This window comes from Amycolatopsis sp. lyj-346 (genome assembly GCF_046548975.1).
Classification (GTDB): Bacteria; Actinomycetota; Actinomycetes; order Mycobacteriales; family Pseudonocardiaceae; genus Amycolatopsis.
Window position 1 is genome coordinate 1 of sequence record NZ_JAJPWT010000023.1, and the last position, 16,186, is coordinate 16,186.

Annotated in this window: 12 protein-coding genes and 1 rRNA gene; 10 read left to right on the top strand and 3 right to left on the bottom strand. The window is 70.5% G+C overall.

Features of this window, described 5'->3' with window-relative positions:
- A 16S ribosomal RNA gene (locus ACLJQE_RS41160) occupies window positions 1-82 on the bottom strand; the annotation flags it as partial.
- 459 nt (window positions 83-541) lie between these two features.
- Between ACLJQE_RS41160 and ACLJQE_RS41165 the strand changes: the two genes are divergently transcribed.
- Together ACLJQE_RS41165 and ACLJQE_RS41170 are read left to right on the top strand one after the other, a co-directional pair.
- Complete coding sequence (locus ACLJQE_RS41165; RefSeq protein ID WP_410645129.1) at window positions 542-1,330, top strand: alpha/beta fold hydrolase; 789 nt, start codon at window positions 542-544, stop codon at window positions 1,328-1,330.
- Window positions 1,327-2,085 carry an SDR family oxidoreductase gene (locus tag ACLJQE_RS41170; RefSeq protein WP_410645131.1) on the top strand — a complete coding sequence of 253 codons (759 nt, stop codon included), beginning with the start codon at window positions 1,327-1,329 and terminating at the stop codon, window positions 2,083-2,085. Before ACLJQE_RS41165 ends, ACLJQE_RS41170 begins: the two co-directional genes overlap by 4 nt.
- Here ACLJQE_RS41170 and ACLJQE_RS41175 read toward each other — a convergent pair.
- Window positions 2,070-3,617, bottom strand: coding sequence for a transposase (locus tag ACLJQE_RS41175; protein WP_410645133.1), 1,548 nt, complete (start codon window positions 3,615-3,617; stop codon window positions 2,070-2,072). The two genes, ACLJQE_RS41170 and ACLJQE_RS41175, sit on opposite strands and share 16 nt — an antisense overlap.
- 153 nt (window positions 3,618-3,770) lie before the next feature.
- Between ACLJQE_RS41175 and ACLJQE_RS41180 the strand changes: the two genes are divergently transcribed.
- The 5 genes from ACLJQE_RS41180 (at window position 3,771) to ACLJQE_RS41200 (ending at window position 10,504) form a co-directional block, all read left to right on the top strand.
- Window positions 3,771-6,368 (top strand): bifunctional FO biosynthesis protein CofGH, encoded by a 2,598-nt coding sequence (locus ACLJQE_RS41180; protein WP_410645135.1) that lies wholly within the window; start codon window positions 3,771-3,773, stop codon window positions 6,366-6,368.
- A gap of 49 nt (window positions 6,369-6,417) precedes the next feature.
- Window positions 6,418-6,945 (top strand): DUF4232 domain-containing protein, encoded by a 528-nt coding sequence (locus ACLJQE_RS41185; protein ID WP_410645137.1) that lies wholly within the window; start codon window positions 6,418-6,420, stop codon window positions 6,943-6,945.
- Between the two features lie 90 nt (window positions 6,946-7,035).
- Window positions 7,036-7,890 carry an arpA protein gene (locus ACLJQE_RS41190; protein WP_410645139.1) on the top strand — a complete coding sequence of 285 codons (855 nt, stop codon included), beginning with the start codon at window positions 7,036-7,038 and terminating at the stop codon, window positions 7,888-7,890.
- A 29-nt stretch (window positions 7,891-7,919) separates the two neighbouring features.
- Window positions 7,920-8,744 carry a class I SAM-dependent methyltransferase gene (locus ACLJQE_RS41195; protein WP_410645141.1) on the top strand — a complete coding sequence of 275 codons (825 nt, stop codon included), beginning with the start codon at window positions 7,920-7,922 and terminating at the stop codon, window positions 8,742-8,744.
- The gene (locus tag ACLJQE_RS41200; protein ID WP_410645143.1) at window positions 8,741-10,504 is read left to right on the top strand and encodes a choline/carnitine O-acyltransferase; all 1,764 of its coding nucleotides are present in this window, start codon (window positions 8,741-8,743) and stop codon (window positions 10,502-10,504) included. Before ACLJQE_RS41195 ends, ACLJQE_RS41200 begins: the two co-directional genes overlap by 4 nt.
- 10 nt (window positions 10,505-10,514) lie before the next feature.
- Here the strand turns inward: ACLJQE_RS41200 and ACLJQE_RS41205 are convergent, their stop codons facing one another.
- The gene (locus ACLJQE_RS41205) at window positions 10,515-11,297 is read right to left on the bottom strand and encodes a class I SAM-dependent methyltransferase (RefSeq protein ID WP_410645145.1); all 783 of its coding nucleotides are present in this window, start codon (window positions 11,295-11,297) and stop codon (window positions 10,515-10,517) included.
- 159 nt (window positions 11,298-11,456) lie between these two features.
- Here ACLJQE_RS41205 and ACLJQE_RS41210 point away from each other — a divergent pair, with 159 nt between their 5' ends.
- From ACLJQE_RS41210 to ACLJQE_RS41220, 3 genes are all read left to right on the top strand, one after another.
- Entirely contained in the window at window positions 11,457-12,968 is a 1,512-nt protein-coding gene (locus ACLJQE_RS41210; RefSeq protein ID WP_410645146.1) for a discoidin domain-containing protein, read from the top strand.
- A 100-nt stretch (window positions 12,969-13,068) separates the two neighbouring features.
- On the top strand, window positions 13,069-13,743 hold the full coding sequence (locus ACLJQE_RS41215; protein ID WP_410645147.1) for a winged helix-turn-helix domain-containing protein: 675 nt from the start codon (window positions 13,069-13,071) through the stop codon (window positions 13,741-13,743).
- Window positions 13,740-15,200, top strand: coding sequence for an ATP-binding protein (locus tag ACLJQE_RS41220; RefSeq protein ID WP_410645149.1), 1,461 nt, complete (start codon window positions 13,740-13,742; stop codon window positions 15,198-15,200). The genes ACLJQE_RS41215 and ACLJQE_RS41220 overlap by 4 nt, the downstream gene beginning before the upstream one ends.
- The last annotated feature ends 986 nt before the right edge of the window (window positions 15,201-16,186 follow it).

Here is a 16,186-nt window from a genome sequence, read left to right on the forward strand (position 1 = left end):
CCCGAAGGCTTCATCGTTCGACTTGCATGTGTTAAGCACGCCGCCAGCGTTCGTCCTGAGCCAGGATCAAACTCTCCATCAATGAACAGTTTAATCGAGGCAAATAAATGCTCTCAAAGGAACCTCACACGAGGTTCATACATAAGCTCTACTGGCTTAGTTCACTAGCACACTGTTGAGTTCTCAAGCAACACACCCGACCAACTCTAGACCCAAGGCCCAGCGTCACTCGAAGCGGGTTATTCCTAGCAGTTTTTGGTGGGACACCCACTCAATCGCTATTCGCGAGAGCTTGGTTCGTGTTCCCAGTGTCGGCCCGGTTTCCCTGGCGACTTGGAGAACTTTACATGCCCCGAAACGGCCCGAAACAGGGGGGTCGGTTAACAAGATCAGCGCAGGTCAGACCCCATGACGGAGCCCGTCCGAGGCCCAGTCTGCCCCGAACCGGCCGCGAGCGCCACCGAAAGAGCCCGCAGAAACATTGCTCCGACTACATTGCATCGTATTGCTCCGATGCAAAGCTCCGCTTAACGTCGGCCGCATGAACCTCGCGTACGACGACCTCGGCCCCCGGACCGGGCGGCCCGTCCTGCTGGTCCATGGCCACCCCTTCGACCGCTCGATGTGGCGGCCCCAAGCCGAGCACCTCGCGAAGAGCGGCTACCGCGTCGTGACCCCCGACCTCCGCGGCTACGGGCAATCAACGAGCGAAGACACCAAGACCGGCCTCGACGTCTTCGCGAACGACCTCGTCGAGCTGGCCGGCCACCTGCAGCTGGACCGGTTCGTCCTGGGCGGCCTCTCCATGGGCGGCCAGATCGTCATGCAGCTGGTGAAGGACCACCCCGGCCGGGTCGAGGCCCTCCTCTTGGCCGACACCTTCGCCGGCCTCGACACCCCGGCGGCGAAGCAGGCCCGCTACGACACCGCCGACCGCATCTCCGAAGAAGGCATGGAGCGCTACGCCGAGGAGCTCCTCCCGAAGATGATCTCGAAGCACACCCGCGCGACCAGGCCGGACGTCGAAGCGCACGTCAGGAGGATGATGCGCAGCGCCCCGGCAGCAGGAGCCGCCGCGGCGCTGAGAGGACGCGCCGAGCGCCCGGACTACACGAGCGGCCTCGAACGAGTCGAAGTCCCCACCCTCGTCGTCGTCGGCAGTGAGGACGAGTTCACACCCGTCAGCGACGCCGAGCTCATCCACCGGGCAATCAGAACTTCCACCCTGGTGGTGATCGAGGGCGCGGGTCACCTGCCTAACCTGGAACGCGAGACCGAGTTCGACGAGGCACTCAGCACCTTCCTGAAGAGCAGCGGAGCCACCCCATGACCCAGCAGACCGTGTTCGTGACCGGCGCGAGCGCCGGCTTCGGTGCCGCCATCGCGCGCCGGTTCGTCGCCGAGGGCGCCCGCGTGGTCGCCGTCGCCCGCAGCGAGGACAAGCTCGAGAAGCTGGCCGGCGAGCTCGGCGGCGCCGTGCTCCCGGTGACCCTCGACGTCGGCGACCCGGCCAAGGTCAAGACCGCCGTCGAAGACCTCCCCGGAGGCTGGCGCGAGATCGACGTCCTGGTCAACAACGCCGGCCTGGCCAAGGGCCTCGAGCCCGCGCACAAGGCGGACCTCGAAGACTGGGACGAGATGATCGCGACCAACGTCCGCGGCCTCGCGCACGTCACGCGCGCGCTGCTGCCGGGCATGGTCGAGCGCGGCCGCGGTCACGTGATCAACATCGGCTCGATCGCCGGCACCTACCCCTACCCCGGCGGCAACGTCTACGGCGCGACCAAGGCGTTCGTCCACCAGTTCAGCCTCAACCTGCGCAGCGACCTGCACGGAACGGGTGTCCGGGTGACGAACGTCGAGCCCGGCATGGTCGGCGGCACGGACTTCTCGAAGGTCCGCTTCGACGGTGACCAGGCCAAGGCCGACAAGGTCTACGAGGGCACCACGCCTCTCACCGCCGAAGACGTCGCCGAGTCCGTCTACTGGGCCGCCAGCCAGCCGGCGCACGTCAACATCAACGTCATCGAGCTGATGCCGGTGGTCCAGAGCTTCTCGGCGCTGCAGATCTACCGCGAAAGCTGAAACAGGGAGAACAGCGCCTGCTGCTCCGGGTCCAGCTCGGTCAGCAGGCGCTTCGCCCGCGGCCGCCCGCCGGTGGACGGGTACCGCAGCACCAGCTCGCCGATCCCCGCCAGGCGGTCGAGCAGTTCCCGCACGGACAGGTTCATCCCCGCCCGGTCCGCCTCGCGGCGCATCAGGTGGGTCACGGTCGCGGCGAGCATCGAGACCAGGCCGTGCGCGGCGATCCGCTGCCGCGTCCACTCCCAGCGCGGGGTCGGGCCGGTGACGGCGGGCCCGGTCAGCCAGCGGAACGTCGATTCGAGGTGGGTGCGCGCCCGGTAGGCCGTGACGACGTCGCCGATCGGCCAGTCCTGGTCGGTGACCAGCACCTGCTTGCCGAAGAACTCCTCGTCGAGCCGGGCCAGCGCGAGCGCGTCGATCCGGCGTTCCACCCGGATCTCGCCGGGCCGGTTCCCGCTCAGCACGGCGGTGAGCACCCGCTCGATGCGCCGCCCGCGGGTCACCCGGCCGATCTCGGCGTGCACCTGGGCCCGGTCGCCGCGGTGGGTGCCCGCCGCCAGAGCCTCCGCGAGGCCGTCGAGCTCCCGGGTCGCGGTGGCCAGCTCGTCGGCGAACGCGCGGGACTGGGCCGCGTGCAGCGTCGCCGAGTGGGTCAGGATCACCCGCCGCCGGACACCGTCGACGACCGCGTGCGTGTCGAGCGCGGTGAGCCCGGCGAACCGCTCGGGGTCGACGCGCTTGCGCGCGGAGGCGGGCTGGGTCAGCAGCTCGGGGTGGTCGGTCAGCGGCAGCGACCCGACGAAGCCGCCGCGTGAGCCCAGGTCGAGCTGGGCCGCCTGGCCGGCGTGGAAGACGAGCGTCGCGGGCCCCAGCTCCGCCATGACCGAGGCGAACGTCGGCGCGCTGCCGTCGTCACGCCGGTACAGCCGAGATTGGAGCGGGATGGCGCCGTCGCGGGTCACCCGCAGGCCCGCTCCGGCGAGCACGCCCCGGCAGGCCGACGGCAGCGTGCAGTCCGCCGGGGCGAAGGCCGCGAACTGCGGAACGTCGACGGCGAGTGCCGCGTGGTCGTCCAAGGTGGCCAGTACCGCGGAAGCGACGGCTTCCTCGATGCCCGCGATGCGGTCCGGGGTGAGGCGTTCCAGGGCCCGCCACAGGCCATCCACTGTGGACAGCCGGGGCCGGACGAGGTCCGCCGCCGCGGACGCGGCCCACCAGTCGCCGATCGGCGTCTCCGGAGCGGTCGCGCGGTGCAGCACCGCGACGGCGAGGGTCAGCCCCAGCGACGGCTTCGCGCGCACGACGTCGTCGACGCGGCCGGCGAAGTCCAGCCGGGACAGTGTCGCCCACACCGCCGCGACGTCGCCGTACGTCCGGTACGACGCCGAGGCGGGCTCGCCGCCCGGGACGGCACGGGCGATCTCGTCGGCCGTGCCGAGGTAACGCTGGGTCACCACCCGCGGCTTGCCGTCCACGCGGGCCGACTCCGCCAGGTAGTAGTACGTCCGTCCGCCGATCTTCTTGCCGACCACCGATGCCACCCTTTAGGTAATACACGCCGGGACGCTGATCGACAACCACGTGAACCCGCTGACCTGGGACGACGATCACCCGCACCACGCAGGCAAGACGGGTGCGGAACACACACTGGCTGGTCCGGCGAGGACGGTCCTAGCGTGGGCGGAATGGGACCCGAACCCGACGCCACCACCCCGACCGCCTCCGCGATGCGCCGCTCGCTCGCCCGGGCGCGTGACGGGAAGACACTCGACGTAGCCGAAGCGAGCGTCCTGCTGCACGCGCGCGGTGACGACCTCACCCAGCTGTCCGAGTACGCCTCGCGCATCCGCGACGCGGGCCTGGCCGAGGCCGGCCGCGCCGGTGTCATCACCTACAGCAAGAAGGTCTTCATCCCGCTGACCCGGCTGTGCCGCGACCGCTGCGGCTACTGCACGTTCGTCACCGTGCCCGGCCGGCTCGAATCGCCGTTCCTGTCCCCCGACGAGGTCATCGACATCGCCCGCAAGGGTGCCGAGATGGGCTGCAAGGAAGCCCTGTTCACGCTCGGCGACCGGCCGGAGGACCGCTGGAAGGCCGCGCGCGACTGGCTCGACGCGCACGGCTACGACGACACGCTCTCCTACGTCCGGGCGATGGCGATCCGCGTCCTCGAGGAGACCGGCCTGCTGCCGCACCTCAACCCGGGCGTGCTGACCTGGCAGGACTTCCAGCGGCTCAAGCCGGTCGCGCCGTCGATGGGCATGATGCTGGAGACCACCGCGACCCGGCTGTGGAGCGAGAAGGGCGGCCCGCACTACGGGTCGCCGGACAAGGACCCCGCCGTCCGGCTGCGGGTGCTGGAGGACGCCGGGCGCAGCAGCGTCCCGTTCACCACCGGTGTCCTCATCGGCATCGGCGAGACGTTCGAGGAGCGCGCGGACGCACTGTTCGAGATCCGCAAGGTCGCCAAGACCTACGGCGGCATCCAGGAAGTCATCGTGCAGAACTTCCGGGCCAAGCCGGACACGAAGATGCGCGCGACACCGGACGCCGACCTCGAAGAACTCGCCGCGAACATCGCGGTCGCGCGGCTGGTGCTCGGCCCGAAGATGCGCATCCAGGCGCCGCCGAACCTGATCGGCAACCAGTACGACCTGATGATCCGCGCCGGCATCGACGACTGGGGCGGCGTCTCGCCGCTGACCCCGGACCACGTCAACCCGGAACGCGCGTGGCCGCAGATCGACGAGCTCGCCCGCCGCACCGGGAAGGCCGGGTTCGAGCTCAAGGAGCGGCTCACCATCTACCCGGAGTACGTCAAGGCCGGCGAGCCGTGGCTGGACCCGCGGATCACGCGGCACGTCGCGGCCCTCGTCGACGCCAAGACCGGGATGGCCCGCGAAGGCGCGATGCCGGTCGGCATCCCGTGGCAGGAGCCGGACGGCGGCTGGCAGGAGTCCGGGCGCACCGACCTGCACACCGAGATCGACACCACCGGCCGGACCGAGGACCGCCGCAGCGACTTCGACTCCGTCTACGGGGACTGGAAGGAGATCGGCGACCGGATCAGGACGGGGCCGCAGAAGTTCGACTCCACCGTGCTGGAAGCCTTGCGCAGCGCGGAAAAGGACCCGGCCGGGCTGTCCGACGACGCCGCGCTGGCGCTGCTGTCCGCCGAGGGCGAGGAACTCGACGCGTTCACGAAGCTCGCCGACGACCTGCGTCGCGAGACGGTCGGCGACGACGTCACCTTCGTCGTCACGCGGAACATCAACTTCACCAACGTCTGCTACACGGGCTGCCGCTTCTGCGCCTTTGCCCAGCGACGCACCGACGCCGACGCGTACACGCTCTCGCTGGAGCAGGTCGGCGACCGCGTCGACGAGGCCTGGGCCGCCGGCGCGACCGAGATCTGCATGCAGGGCGGCATCCACCCCGACCTGCCGGGCACTGCGTACTTCGACCTCGCGGCCGAGGTCAAGCGCCGTCAGCCGGAGATCCACCTGCACTCCTACAGCCCGATGGAGGTCGTGAACGGCGCTTCGCGGACGAACCTGTCCCTGAAGGACTGGCTGATCAAGGCCAAGGAGGCCGGTGTGGACTCGCTGCCGGGCACGGCGGCGGAGATCCTCGACGACGACGTCCGCTGGGTGCTCACCAAGGGCAAGCTGCCGACGTCGGAGTGGATCAAGGTGGTGACGACGGCGCACGAGGTCGGCCTGCCGACGACGTCCACGATGATGTACGGCCACGTCGACACGCCCGCGCACTGGATCGCGCACCTCAAGCTGCTCGCCCGGCTGCAGCGCGAAGGGCTGGAGAAGCACGGCCGGCGCGGGTTCACCGAGTTCGTGCTGCTGCCGTTCATCCACCAGAGCTCGCCGATCTACCTCGCCGGGCTCGCCCGCCCGGGAGCGACCCAGAACGAGAACCGGGCGGTGCACGCGCTGGCCCGGCTGCTGCTGCACGGCATGATCGACAACATTCAGAGCTCCTGGGTGAAGCTCGGCACGGAGGGCAGCCGAGCGGTGCTGCAGGGCGGTGTCAACGACATCGGCGGCACGCTGATGGAGGAGACGATCAGCCGGATGGCCGGCGCGTCCAACGGGTCGTACAAGACGATCAGCGACATGCGCGCGATGGTCGAGCCGCTGGGCCGTCCGCTGGTCCAGCGCACGACGGGCTACGGGCGTCCGCCGGCCGAGCGGCTCGCCGCCGCGGAGGCGTCGGACGGCGTCGCGACCGCCGTGCGCAAGCCGCTCCTGCCGCTGTTGACTCCGTAAGGCAGTAGCGGGCGCCCGGGCTCCAGGGCGCCCGCTACTCTTCTGGCGCATGGGGGTTTTCCGCTTCGTCCCGTTTCTCGTCGTCGCGCTTCTCGCGGGTTGTGGCAGTCCGCCACCGCCCCATCCGACGCCGACGGCCACCCCGAGCCCGACGTACGGCCCACCGCCGCCGACCGGTCTGTCGCTTTCGGTCGGCCAGGTCGAAGCCGGGCTGGGCCACCGCGCGAGCGTGCTGACGCTGACCAACCGGGACACCGCGCCGCGGAAGGTCACCGGCTACCCCGACCTGAAGATCCTCGCGGGTGACGGCACCCCGCTCGAGGTGAAGGTCGAGCGCGGGACTTCGTACTTCGCGCGGGACCTCGGCCCGCAGGACCTGACCGTCCAGCCGGGCGGGAAGGTGGTCGCCGTGCTCGCGTGGTCGGCCACCGTCACGAGCGGCGACAAGCGCACCGGCGCGGCCATCGCGGTGGTGCCGGTGCCGGGCGAACCTGCGCAGAAGCAGCCCCTCGACACGGATCTGGGCACCACGGACACCGTCACCGTCAGCTCCTGGGCCACCGAGGTCGGCGCCTGACGACCCTGTGTCACCGCTCACAAACCGACGGTTGACCAGCGGGCTTCTGTGCTAACTCTGTTCCTTCACCCGCCGGAAGGGACCTCGATGATGAGCACCTCCGTAGCGCCACTGGAGATGGTCGACACCGACCGCTACCCGCTCACCGATCCGGATCGCCCCGCCTGGCGGGAGACGGTCGGCCGCACCCGGGCCGAGCTGGCCGAAGCCGGCTGCAGCGTGCTCACCGACTTCATCCGCCCCGAGCTGCACGAGGTGCTGCGAGAAGAGTGCGCCGTGCTCGAACCGCACGCGTACACGAAGATCGAGAAGGTCAACGCCTACAACACCGCGATCGACGAGCCGCTGCCCGCGGACCACCCCGGCCGGACGATCATGGAACGCGGCAACGCCTTCGTCGCACGCGACGACATCCCGGCGTCCTCGATCATCAGCCGGCTCTACACCAGCCCGCTGTTCCGGCGATTCATCGCGGACTGCTTCGGGCTGCCGGAGCTGCACGAACTCGCCGACCCGCTGTCCGGGCTGACGCTCAACGTGATCGCGCCCGGCCGCGCGCACCCGTGGCACTTCGACACGAACACCCACACCGTCAGCATGCTGACCCAGGCCGCGGACGACGGCGGGATCTTCGAGTACTGTCCCGGCATCCGGTCCGCCGCGGACGAGAACTTCGCCGCCGTGCGCTCGGTGCTGGCCGGCGAGGACCGGCTGGTCCGGCGCCTCGACCTGCGGCCCGGTGATCTCCAGCTGTTCAAAGGACGCTTCGCACTGCACCGGGTGAGTACCGTGGAGGGGGCGGTCGCGCGGCATTCCGCGATCTTCGCCTACAGCGAGCGCCCGGGGGTCATCGGCAGCGCGGAGCGGACCAGGCAGCTCTTCGGCCGCGTCCTGCCCGCCCACCTCGCCGGACGCGGCGTCCGGGGCGACGAGCTGCTCGACTAGCTCACTCGACCAGATCAGGAGCCTGGCCCGTGCCTTTCGACTCGACCGGCAAGATCTCGTTCGACCACATCTACACCGCGCCCGACCCGCGTCCGTTCTTCGGCACGCTGAAGCGCGTCGGCTACCAAATCCCGCAGCTGGCGAAGCCGTACTTCGCGAAGCTGGTCGCCGAGCACCCCGCCGAGCGGCCGACCGTGCTCGACGTCGGCTGCTCGTACGGCGTCAACGCGGTCCTGCAGCGCTGCGAAACGACCATGGACGAGCTCTACGCCCACTACACCGATCCGGCCGTGCGCGCGCTGGACCACGCGGCGCTGGTCGAGGCCGACCGGAAGCGCATCCGCACCGGCAACCCGCGGTTCTACGGCCTGGACAACTCGGCCCCGGCGCTGGAGTACGCGCTGTCCGCCGGGTTCCTCGACGAGGCGCTCCACGCCGACCTCGAACGCGACGACCCGGACAGCACCCAGCAGAAGCTGCTCGACGACGTCGACCTCGTCGTCTCGACCGGCTGCGTCGGGTACGTCACCGAGAAGACCCTCACCCGGGTCGCCCGCGGTGCGCGGCCGTGGATGGCGCACTTCGTGCTGCGGATGTTCTCCTACGAGCCGATCGCGGAGAGCCTCGCCGAGCTGGGGTACGAGACGGCGGAGGTCGGCGGGGTCTTCCGGCAGCGGCAGTTCGCCTCCGCCGAGGAGCAGACGCAGATCCTGGACACACTGAACGCGGCCGGGGTCGACCCCGCCGGACTGGAGTCCGACGGGTGGCTCTACGCCCGGCTGTATGTTTCCCGTCCCGGGGGCGCGGCCGCGGAACTCGCGGCCGCGCTCGAAGATCCAGATCGAGAAGGATGACCGTGAGCAGTCCGGAATGGTCCACCCGCACCTTCGGCAACGAGGACCGGCTCCCCCGCGTCCCGCTCCCCACGCCGGAGGACAGCTGCCGCCGCTTCCTCGAGTGGTGCGGGCCGCTGCTGACGCCGGAGGAGCTGGCGGAGACCGAAGCGGCGGTCGCGGAGTTCCTGGCGGGTCCCGGCCCGGAGTTGCAGGCCCGGCTCGAGGAGTACGACCGCTCGCCCGGCGTGCGCAGCTGGCTCGACACGTTCTGGCCGTACCGCTACCTCGGCCGCCGCGACCGGATCGCGCTCAACGCCAACTTCTTCTTCCTGTTCCGCGAATCGCCGCTGGGTCAGGTGGACCGCGCGGCCGAGCTGACCGCGTCCGCCGTGGACTACAAGCTGAAGCTCGACGACGAACGGGTGCCGCCGGTGCTGCTGCGCGGCACGCCGCAGTCGATGGTGCAGCACAAGTACCTGTTCTCGGCCACGCGGATCCCCGGTGAGGTCCTGGACAGCGCGCGCACGCCGTACCGCGAAGGCCGGGAAGGCCCTTCGCGGGAGCGGCACATCGTGGTGTTCCACCGGAACACGCCGTTCCGCATGGACGTCATCGCCGAAGACGGGCGCCCGTACTCGCCCGCGCAGATCGCCGAGGGCCTGCACTCGATCCTGAAGACCGGCCGGTTCACCGACGAGCCGGAGGCCGCCGCCGGGCACTTCACCACGAAGGCCCGTGCCGAGTGGGCGGCTTCGCGGGCCGCACTGCTCGAAGCCGGCAACGCCGAGGCGCTCGAAACCATCGAAACCGCGCTGTTCTGCCTGTGCCTGGACGACTTCACGCCGTCGAACACCCTGGAGGCGGGTGACCGGCTGCTGTACGGCGACAACCGCTGGTACGACAAGGCCGTGTCGCTGATCGTGTTCGAGGACGGCACCGCGGGGATCAACGTCGAGCACTGCGAACTCGACGGCACCACCATCCTCGGCTTCACCGACGCCCTCCTGAGCGGCTCGCGGGAGCCACGGGAGACGGCCGACGGCGTGCCGGGCTTCGAGGCGGTCGAGTTCACGCTGACCGGCGAACTCCGCGAAGACGCGCGCGCCGCCGGAGCCGCCTACGAGGCGTACGCGGACGCCACCGCGACGCAGACCGTGTCGTTCGACTTCGGGGCGAACCGGGCGAAGGAGCTCGGGATGTCCCCGGACGCCTTCGCGCAGATGTCGTACCAGCTGGCCCACCGCCGCGCGAAGGGCCTGACCGGGGCGACGTACGAGTCGATCGCCACCCGGCAGTTCCAGAACGGCCGGACCGAGGCCATGCGGGTCGTCACGCCCGAGGTCGTGCGCTTCGCCGACGTCATGACCGACGCGGGTGCTTCGCTCGACGAGAAGCGCGAGGCGTTCCGTGCGGCCGCGGCAAAGCACGTCGCGCGCGCGAAGGAGTGCCAGGCCGGGGACGCGCCGGAGCAGCACCTGTGGGAGCTGCAGCTGATCGGGAAACGCCGTGGTGACACCGAAACGCCGGCTTTGTACACCTCGCCCGGCTGGCTGAAGATGCGTGACGACTACCTGAGCACCAGCTCGGCGCCGTCGGTCAACATCCAGTACTTCGGTTTCGGCTCGACCAGCCCGCAGTGCATCGGCATCGCCTACGTGCTGCTGCCGGACCGCTGGAACATCTACCTGAGCACGCCGAAGCACGTCTCGGCCGAGATGTACCGCTTCGCCGACGAACTCGCGCACGCGGTGCGCGAGCTGCAGGAGCTCCTGGCTTAGCCGGGCGCAGTCACGCCGTCGGGTCCGAGACGACGAGGACCAGCGAGCCCTCGAAGACGGGCTGCTCGCGCAGCTTGCCGTAGCGGCGTTCCCACGTGCCGTCTTCGAGGTCGTGCCGCAGTTCCGCGGCGAAGCGGTGGTGCACGCGGTCGTCCACGAAGCTCCACGCCGAACACGACAGCCGCGCGCCCGGGTCCAGGAGCCGTTCGGGGCGGGCGTAGTAGGCCTCGTTGAAGCCGTCGGTGCAGTCGATCGGGATCGGCACGCCGACGACCGAGGTGTGCCCGCCGAGCCCGTCGGCGATGTCGTCGACCGACGGGTAGCGGCGGGCCTCGGTCTCGATCACCTCGGGCGCGTAGTCGAGCAGCCAGAAGCGGCGCAGCAGATCCGGGTCGCAGGTCAGGATGGCGATCGGGCCGCGCGTGACGCGGCGCATCTCCTTGAGGCCGGTCCACAGGTCGTTCCACTGGTGCACGCTGAACGTGCTCATCGCGCCCTCGAACGCCCGGTCCGGGAACGGCAGCTTCTCGGCGACGGCGTCGACTGCCGGCTGCAGGCCCGCCGGGCGCTGCGCACGCATCGACGCCGAGGGCTCGACAGCGGTCACTTCGCGGTCTTCGGGTTCGTACGCACCCGCGCCCGCGCCGACGTTCAGCACGGTCCTCGCGTCCCCCAGCGCGTCGAGGATGTACTGGCCGATACGGGGATCCGGCTTGCGGTAGTCGGTGTAGACGCCGCCAATCGCGCCGTAGTCCGCGTCCCCGGCGCTCCCGTCCGCACGTCGCTGGCTCATGACAGAAAACTATCAGCGCGGGCCGCCGGCGACCGCGTTGCTCCGGCGGGCGTGAGCGAACGCCGGGCGTGCGGTCCAGTCGTCAATTTCTATCGCAAAGTTGCGTAAGTTCGTCCAACTATTGCGATTTCTTGTCCGGAATTCGTATGCTCCCCGGCCGTGATCGCCGCCGCCGGGCTCACCATCGCCGCCGTCCCGCGGGCAACGCGGCGCTCACCGCCGTCCGGCCGGAAGGCGGTCACGCTTTCCGGCCAGGGCCAGTCGATCGAATTCACCCTCACCGCACCGGCGAATTCGATCGACTTCCGGTACAGCGTCCCGGACTTCGCGAGTGGCAGCATCTCGCTGTACGTCGGCGGCGCCCACCACCGGGACATCGCCCTGACGTCGAAGTGGGCCTGGTACTACGGCTCGTACCCGTTCACCAACAACCCGGGCGACGGTCGCGCGCACCACTTCTACGACGAGACCCGTGCGCTGCTGGGCACGTCGTACCCGGCCGGGACGAAGATCCGGCTGCAGGTCGACGCGGGCGACGTCACTCCGGTCACCGTCGACCTCGCCGACTTCGAACAGGTCGGCGCGGCCGCCCCGCGTCCCGCGAACTCGGTGTCCGTCACCGATTACGGCGCCACGGCCGGTGTGTTCTCGTTCAACACCGTGCTGCTGCCGATCCTCGCCAACAACATCGCGGTCTACGGCGGGCACGACAACACCGTGTCCGACAACGTCGTCGCCGACAACCAGGACCAGGGCGGCGGCCTGCACATCGCGAACCGGTTCGGCGCGGTGCCGCTGGCGGGCACCACGACCGTCACGCGCAACACCGCGATCCGCACCGGCGTGCTCGACTCGAACTGGCAGTTCGGCGTCGGCGCGCTGTGGTTCGACGGCCGCGACTCGGCCATCACCGGCCGGATCGACGTCACGGACAACGACCTGCTGGACAACAACTACGAGGCGATCCAGTTCATCGACGGCGCCACCACGGACGTCCACTTCGACGGCGTCCGGATCACCGGCGCCGGGACGTTCGCCTGGCAGCTGCAGTCGAAGCCGTCGGGGTCGGTGAAGAACGTCGTCGCGACCGGGATCGGCCAGGCGGGCGTCAACAACTGCCTGGGCCCGGACGCCCTGGGCGGCCTGGCCGACCAGGGCGGCAACTCGGGCTGGACGACAACGTACTGCGGCTCGTGGCCAGCGCCGGTGTACGGCTCGGACAACGGCGGCCCGACGACCACCCCGCCGCCGTCCGGGAACCTCGCGCTGCACAAGACCATCAGCGCGTCCGGCGCCCAGGGCGGCTTCCCGCCGGGCAACGCGGTCGACGGCAACCCGGACTCCTACTGGGAAAGCACGAACAACGCGTTCCCGCAGACGCTGACGGTGGACCTCGGCGCGCCGTCGTCGATCACCAAGGTCACGCTGCGCCTGCCGCCGTCCCCGGCGTGGGGCACGCGCACCCAGACGGTGACGATCGCGGCCAGCACGGACGGCGGCTCGTACACGACGCTGGTGGGTCCGCGCGGCTACCCGTTCGACCCGGCTTCCGGCAACACGGCGTCGGCGTCGTTCGCGGCGACGTCGCAGCGTTTCGTCCGGCTGACGTTCACCGGCAACACGGGCTGGCCCGCGGGCCAGGTGTCCGAGTTCGAGGTGGCAGCGGCCTAGTGTGACGAAACGGCACGGCGGTTCGACGGTTCCGCACGGATCCGCCGGGCCGCCGTGCCCCTGCACTAGTCTCCCCGGGAGATCGTCCCGGGGAGGACCAGTGCCGCGTCTGCTGCTCGTCGAGGACGACGAGGCCCTGGCCGAAGCCCTTTCCCTGGCCCTGCGCGCGCTCGGCCACGACGTCGTCCACGCACCCACCGGGGAGCACGCGCTGACCGCGGTGGGCGAGGCCGAGTTCGTGCTCCTCGACGTGATGCTGCCCGGCATCGACGGGTTCGAGGTCTGCCGCCGGATCCGGGCCCGCAGCCGGCTGCCGATCGTGCTGCTGACCGCGCGCGGTGACCCGATCGACGTCGTCGCCGGGCTCGAGTGCGGCGCCGACGACTACGTGGTCAAGCCCGCGGAACCGCGCGTGCTCGACGCCCGGATCAAGGCGATCGGGCGCCGCGCCCAGCCGGCCGTGCCGGAAGCCGGCCTGCTGCGCGTGGGCGAGCTGGAGATCGACGCCGCCGCGATGAGCGTCACCCGCGGCGGCGAGGAACTCGCGCTGACCGCCACGGAGATCCGGCTGCTCGTCGAATTCGCCGAGCACCCGAACCAGGTGCTGAGCCGCCAGGTGCTGCTCAAGCGGGTCTGGGACTACGGCTACGTCGGCGACTCGCGGATCGTCGACGCGGCGGTCGCCCGGCTGCGCGCCAAGGTCGAGGACGATCCGGGGAACCCGGTGCTGCTGCGGACGGTCCGCGGCCTGGGCTATCGCCTGGTGACGAAGTGAGGCTCCCGGCCGTCAGCCTGCGGACCCGGATCGTCGCCGCGATCGTCGGGATGACCACGACGGCGACGGCGGTCATGGCTTTTTTCGCCTACCAGGTGCAGTCCCAGGACGCGGTGCAGGCGTTCACCATCGCCGCCCAGTCCCGGATGATCAGCGACAACCTCGAGCTACAGAAGAAGATCGACCGGGCCCGGCCCGAGGAACGGGCCGGGCTCATCCTGGCCGAGCTCCAGTTCCTGCCCGTCGGCTGGCTGCTCGTGACCAAACCACCCGGCAAGCCGTTCGTCACGATCGCCCGCCCACCCCCGGCACTCGACGGGCACCGGATCGTCTACGTCGGGCCGCCTGCGATGGTCAGCACCGAGACACCGGAGGAGCTGCTGAGGCCGGTCGAAGCGGAAGTACTTTTCCCTCCGGTCGGGGTGGTCGACCAAAGCACCGCGATCACCACGAATTCGGAGACCGGCCGCCCAGTGCTCGTCGTGAGCCGCGACTTCGGCGGCACCGACTACTTCCTCGTCATGTTCTTCGACCTCGGCGTGCTCGAAACCGATCTCGGCGCGCTGCGCCGGAACCTGACCTTCATCGCCCTCGGGGTGAGCGTGCTCGGGGTCGGCGTCGCGTTCCTGATCGGCCGCCGGATCCGCCGTCCGATCAAGGCACTGTCCGCGGCCGCCGACGAACTGGGCGCGGGCGCGCTCGACACACGTGTCCCGGTCAAGGGCCGCGACGAAGTCGCCGCGCTCGCCGAGTCGTTCAACACGATGGCCTCCCGCCTCGGCGAATCGATCGAAGAGCTGCACGCGAAAGATCGCCAGCAACGGCGGTTCGTCGCCGACGTCGCCCACGACCTGCGGACCCCGCTCGCCTCGATGATCGCCACCGTCGACAGCCTCGACCACGCCGAGCCCGCCACCCGCACCCGCGCCGCCGAAATCCTCGGCACCCAGGCGCGACGGCTGGCGAAGCTCGTCGAAGACCTCCTGGAGATCGCCCGGTTCGACGCCGGGAAGGCCGAGCTGCGGGTGGCGCCGGTCGACCTCGCCGACCTGGTCGCCGACGCCGCCGAGGTCACCGGCGTCGAGGCCGCCGTGACGGCGACCGGGGACGTCACGGTCGTCGCCGACCCGCGGCGGGTGCACACCGTGGTCGCGAACCTGCTGAGCAACGCCGTCCGGCACGGCGCCGCGCCGGTCACGGTCACCCTCGACGGGACCGGCGGCGACGTCGTCGTGCGCGTCGCCGACGCCGGTCCCGGAGTCCCGGAAGACCTGCTGCCGGTCCTGTTCGACCGGTTCGCCCGCGGCGACCACGCGCGTCAGGCGACCGAGGGCAGCGGGCTCGGCCTGGCGATCGCGCGGGAGAACGCGCTGGCACACGGAGGATCGCTGTCGGTGCACAACGACGGCGGTGCCGTGTTCACCGTGCGGCTCCCGCGGGGCGTCGAAAACGCCTGAGCGGGGAACGCGGTGACCTGCCGCCAGGACAGGTCACGCGGGTACTGCGCGTCGAAGTAGGGCAGTGGCAGGTGCGCGAGCAGGACCGCGGCGCCGATCAGCGGCAGCGGGCGGAAGTCCCGTGCCGGGCCGAGCCACAGCACCACGGCGAAGTTGGTCACCAGCAGGAACCCCCAGCGCGCCCAGTCCCAGCCCGCGAAGGCGAGCAACGCCGGAGCCGCGACGGCCGCGGCCGCGAGCACGTCACGCCGTTGCACCAGGAAGCCGGTCACCACCACGACGAGGATCGGGGCCACGAGCAGCAGGACTTCGGTGATCGAATACAGCTGCCAGCTTTCGCTCTGAGTGCGTTCGAACAACGCCAGCGCGTCGGCCCTCGGGGTGAAGTCCGCACCGGCCATCGCGGTCCGCAGCCGTTCGGCCGCGCCGGGGCTCGACGCCGGGATCGCGAGCACGGCGAGTTCCGCGGCCACCGGCGTCACGAGCAGCATTGCCGTGATCCGCACCGGGAACCGCCGCACCAGCACGACCGCGAAGACGGGAAGAACGGTGAGTGCGGTGATCTCGTGCACGAGCACCGCGGCCGTCATGAGACCGGACGCGACCGCGGGCCGGCGTGGCAGCTGCCACAGCGCGGCGAACAGCAGCAGGTACAGCACCTGGTCGAAGTAGCCGACCTCGTGGAAGAAGAACCCGCCGGACGGCAGCAGCAGCCAGCCGACGACCACGAGCCGGTGCCCCGGGTGCCGGGCGCGGAAGAAGGCGGCGGCCAGCACCGCCAGCAGCACGGCGAGCACGGCCAACGCCGCGGCCGCGAAGACCCAGTACGCGTAGCCGGTCGCGACGGCGAGTGGGTGGAGCAGGGTCCCGACGAGGAACCGGCGGTGGAAGCCGTCGGTCGCGGAGACGGCTTCGAGCGTCGCGGCCCAGTCGCCCGGCATCCGGAACCCGCGGTAGGCCGCGAGGAGCAGAGCGAGCGCGAAGAG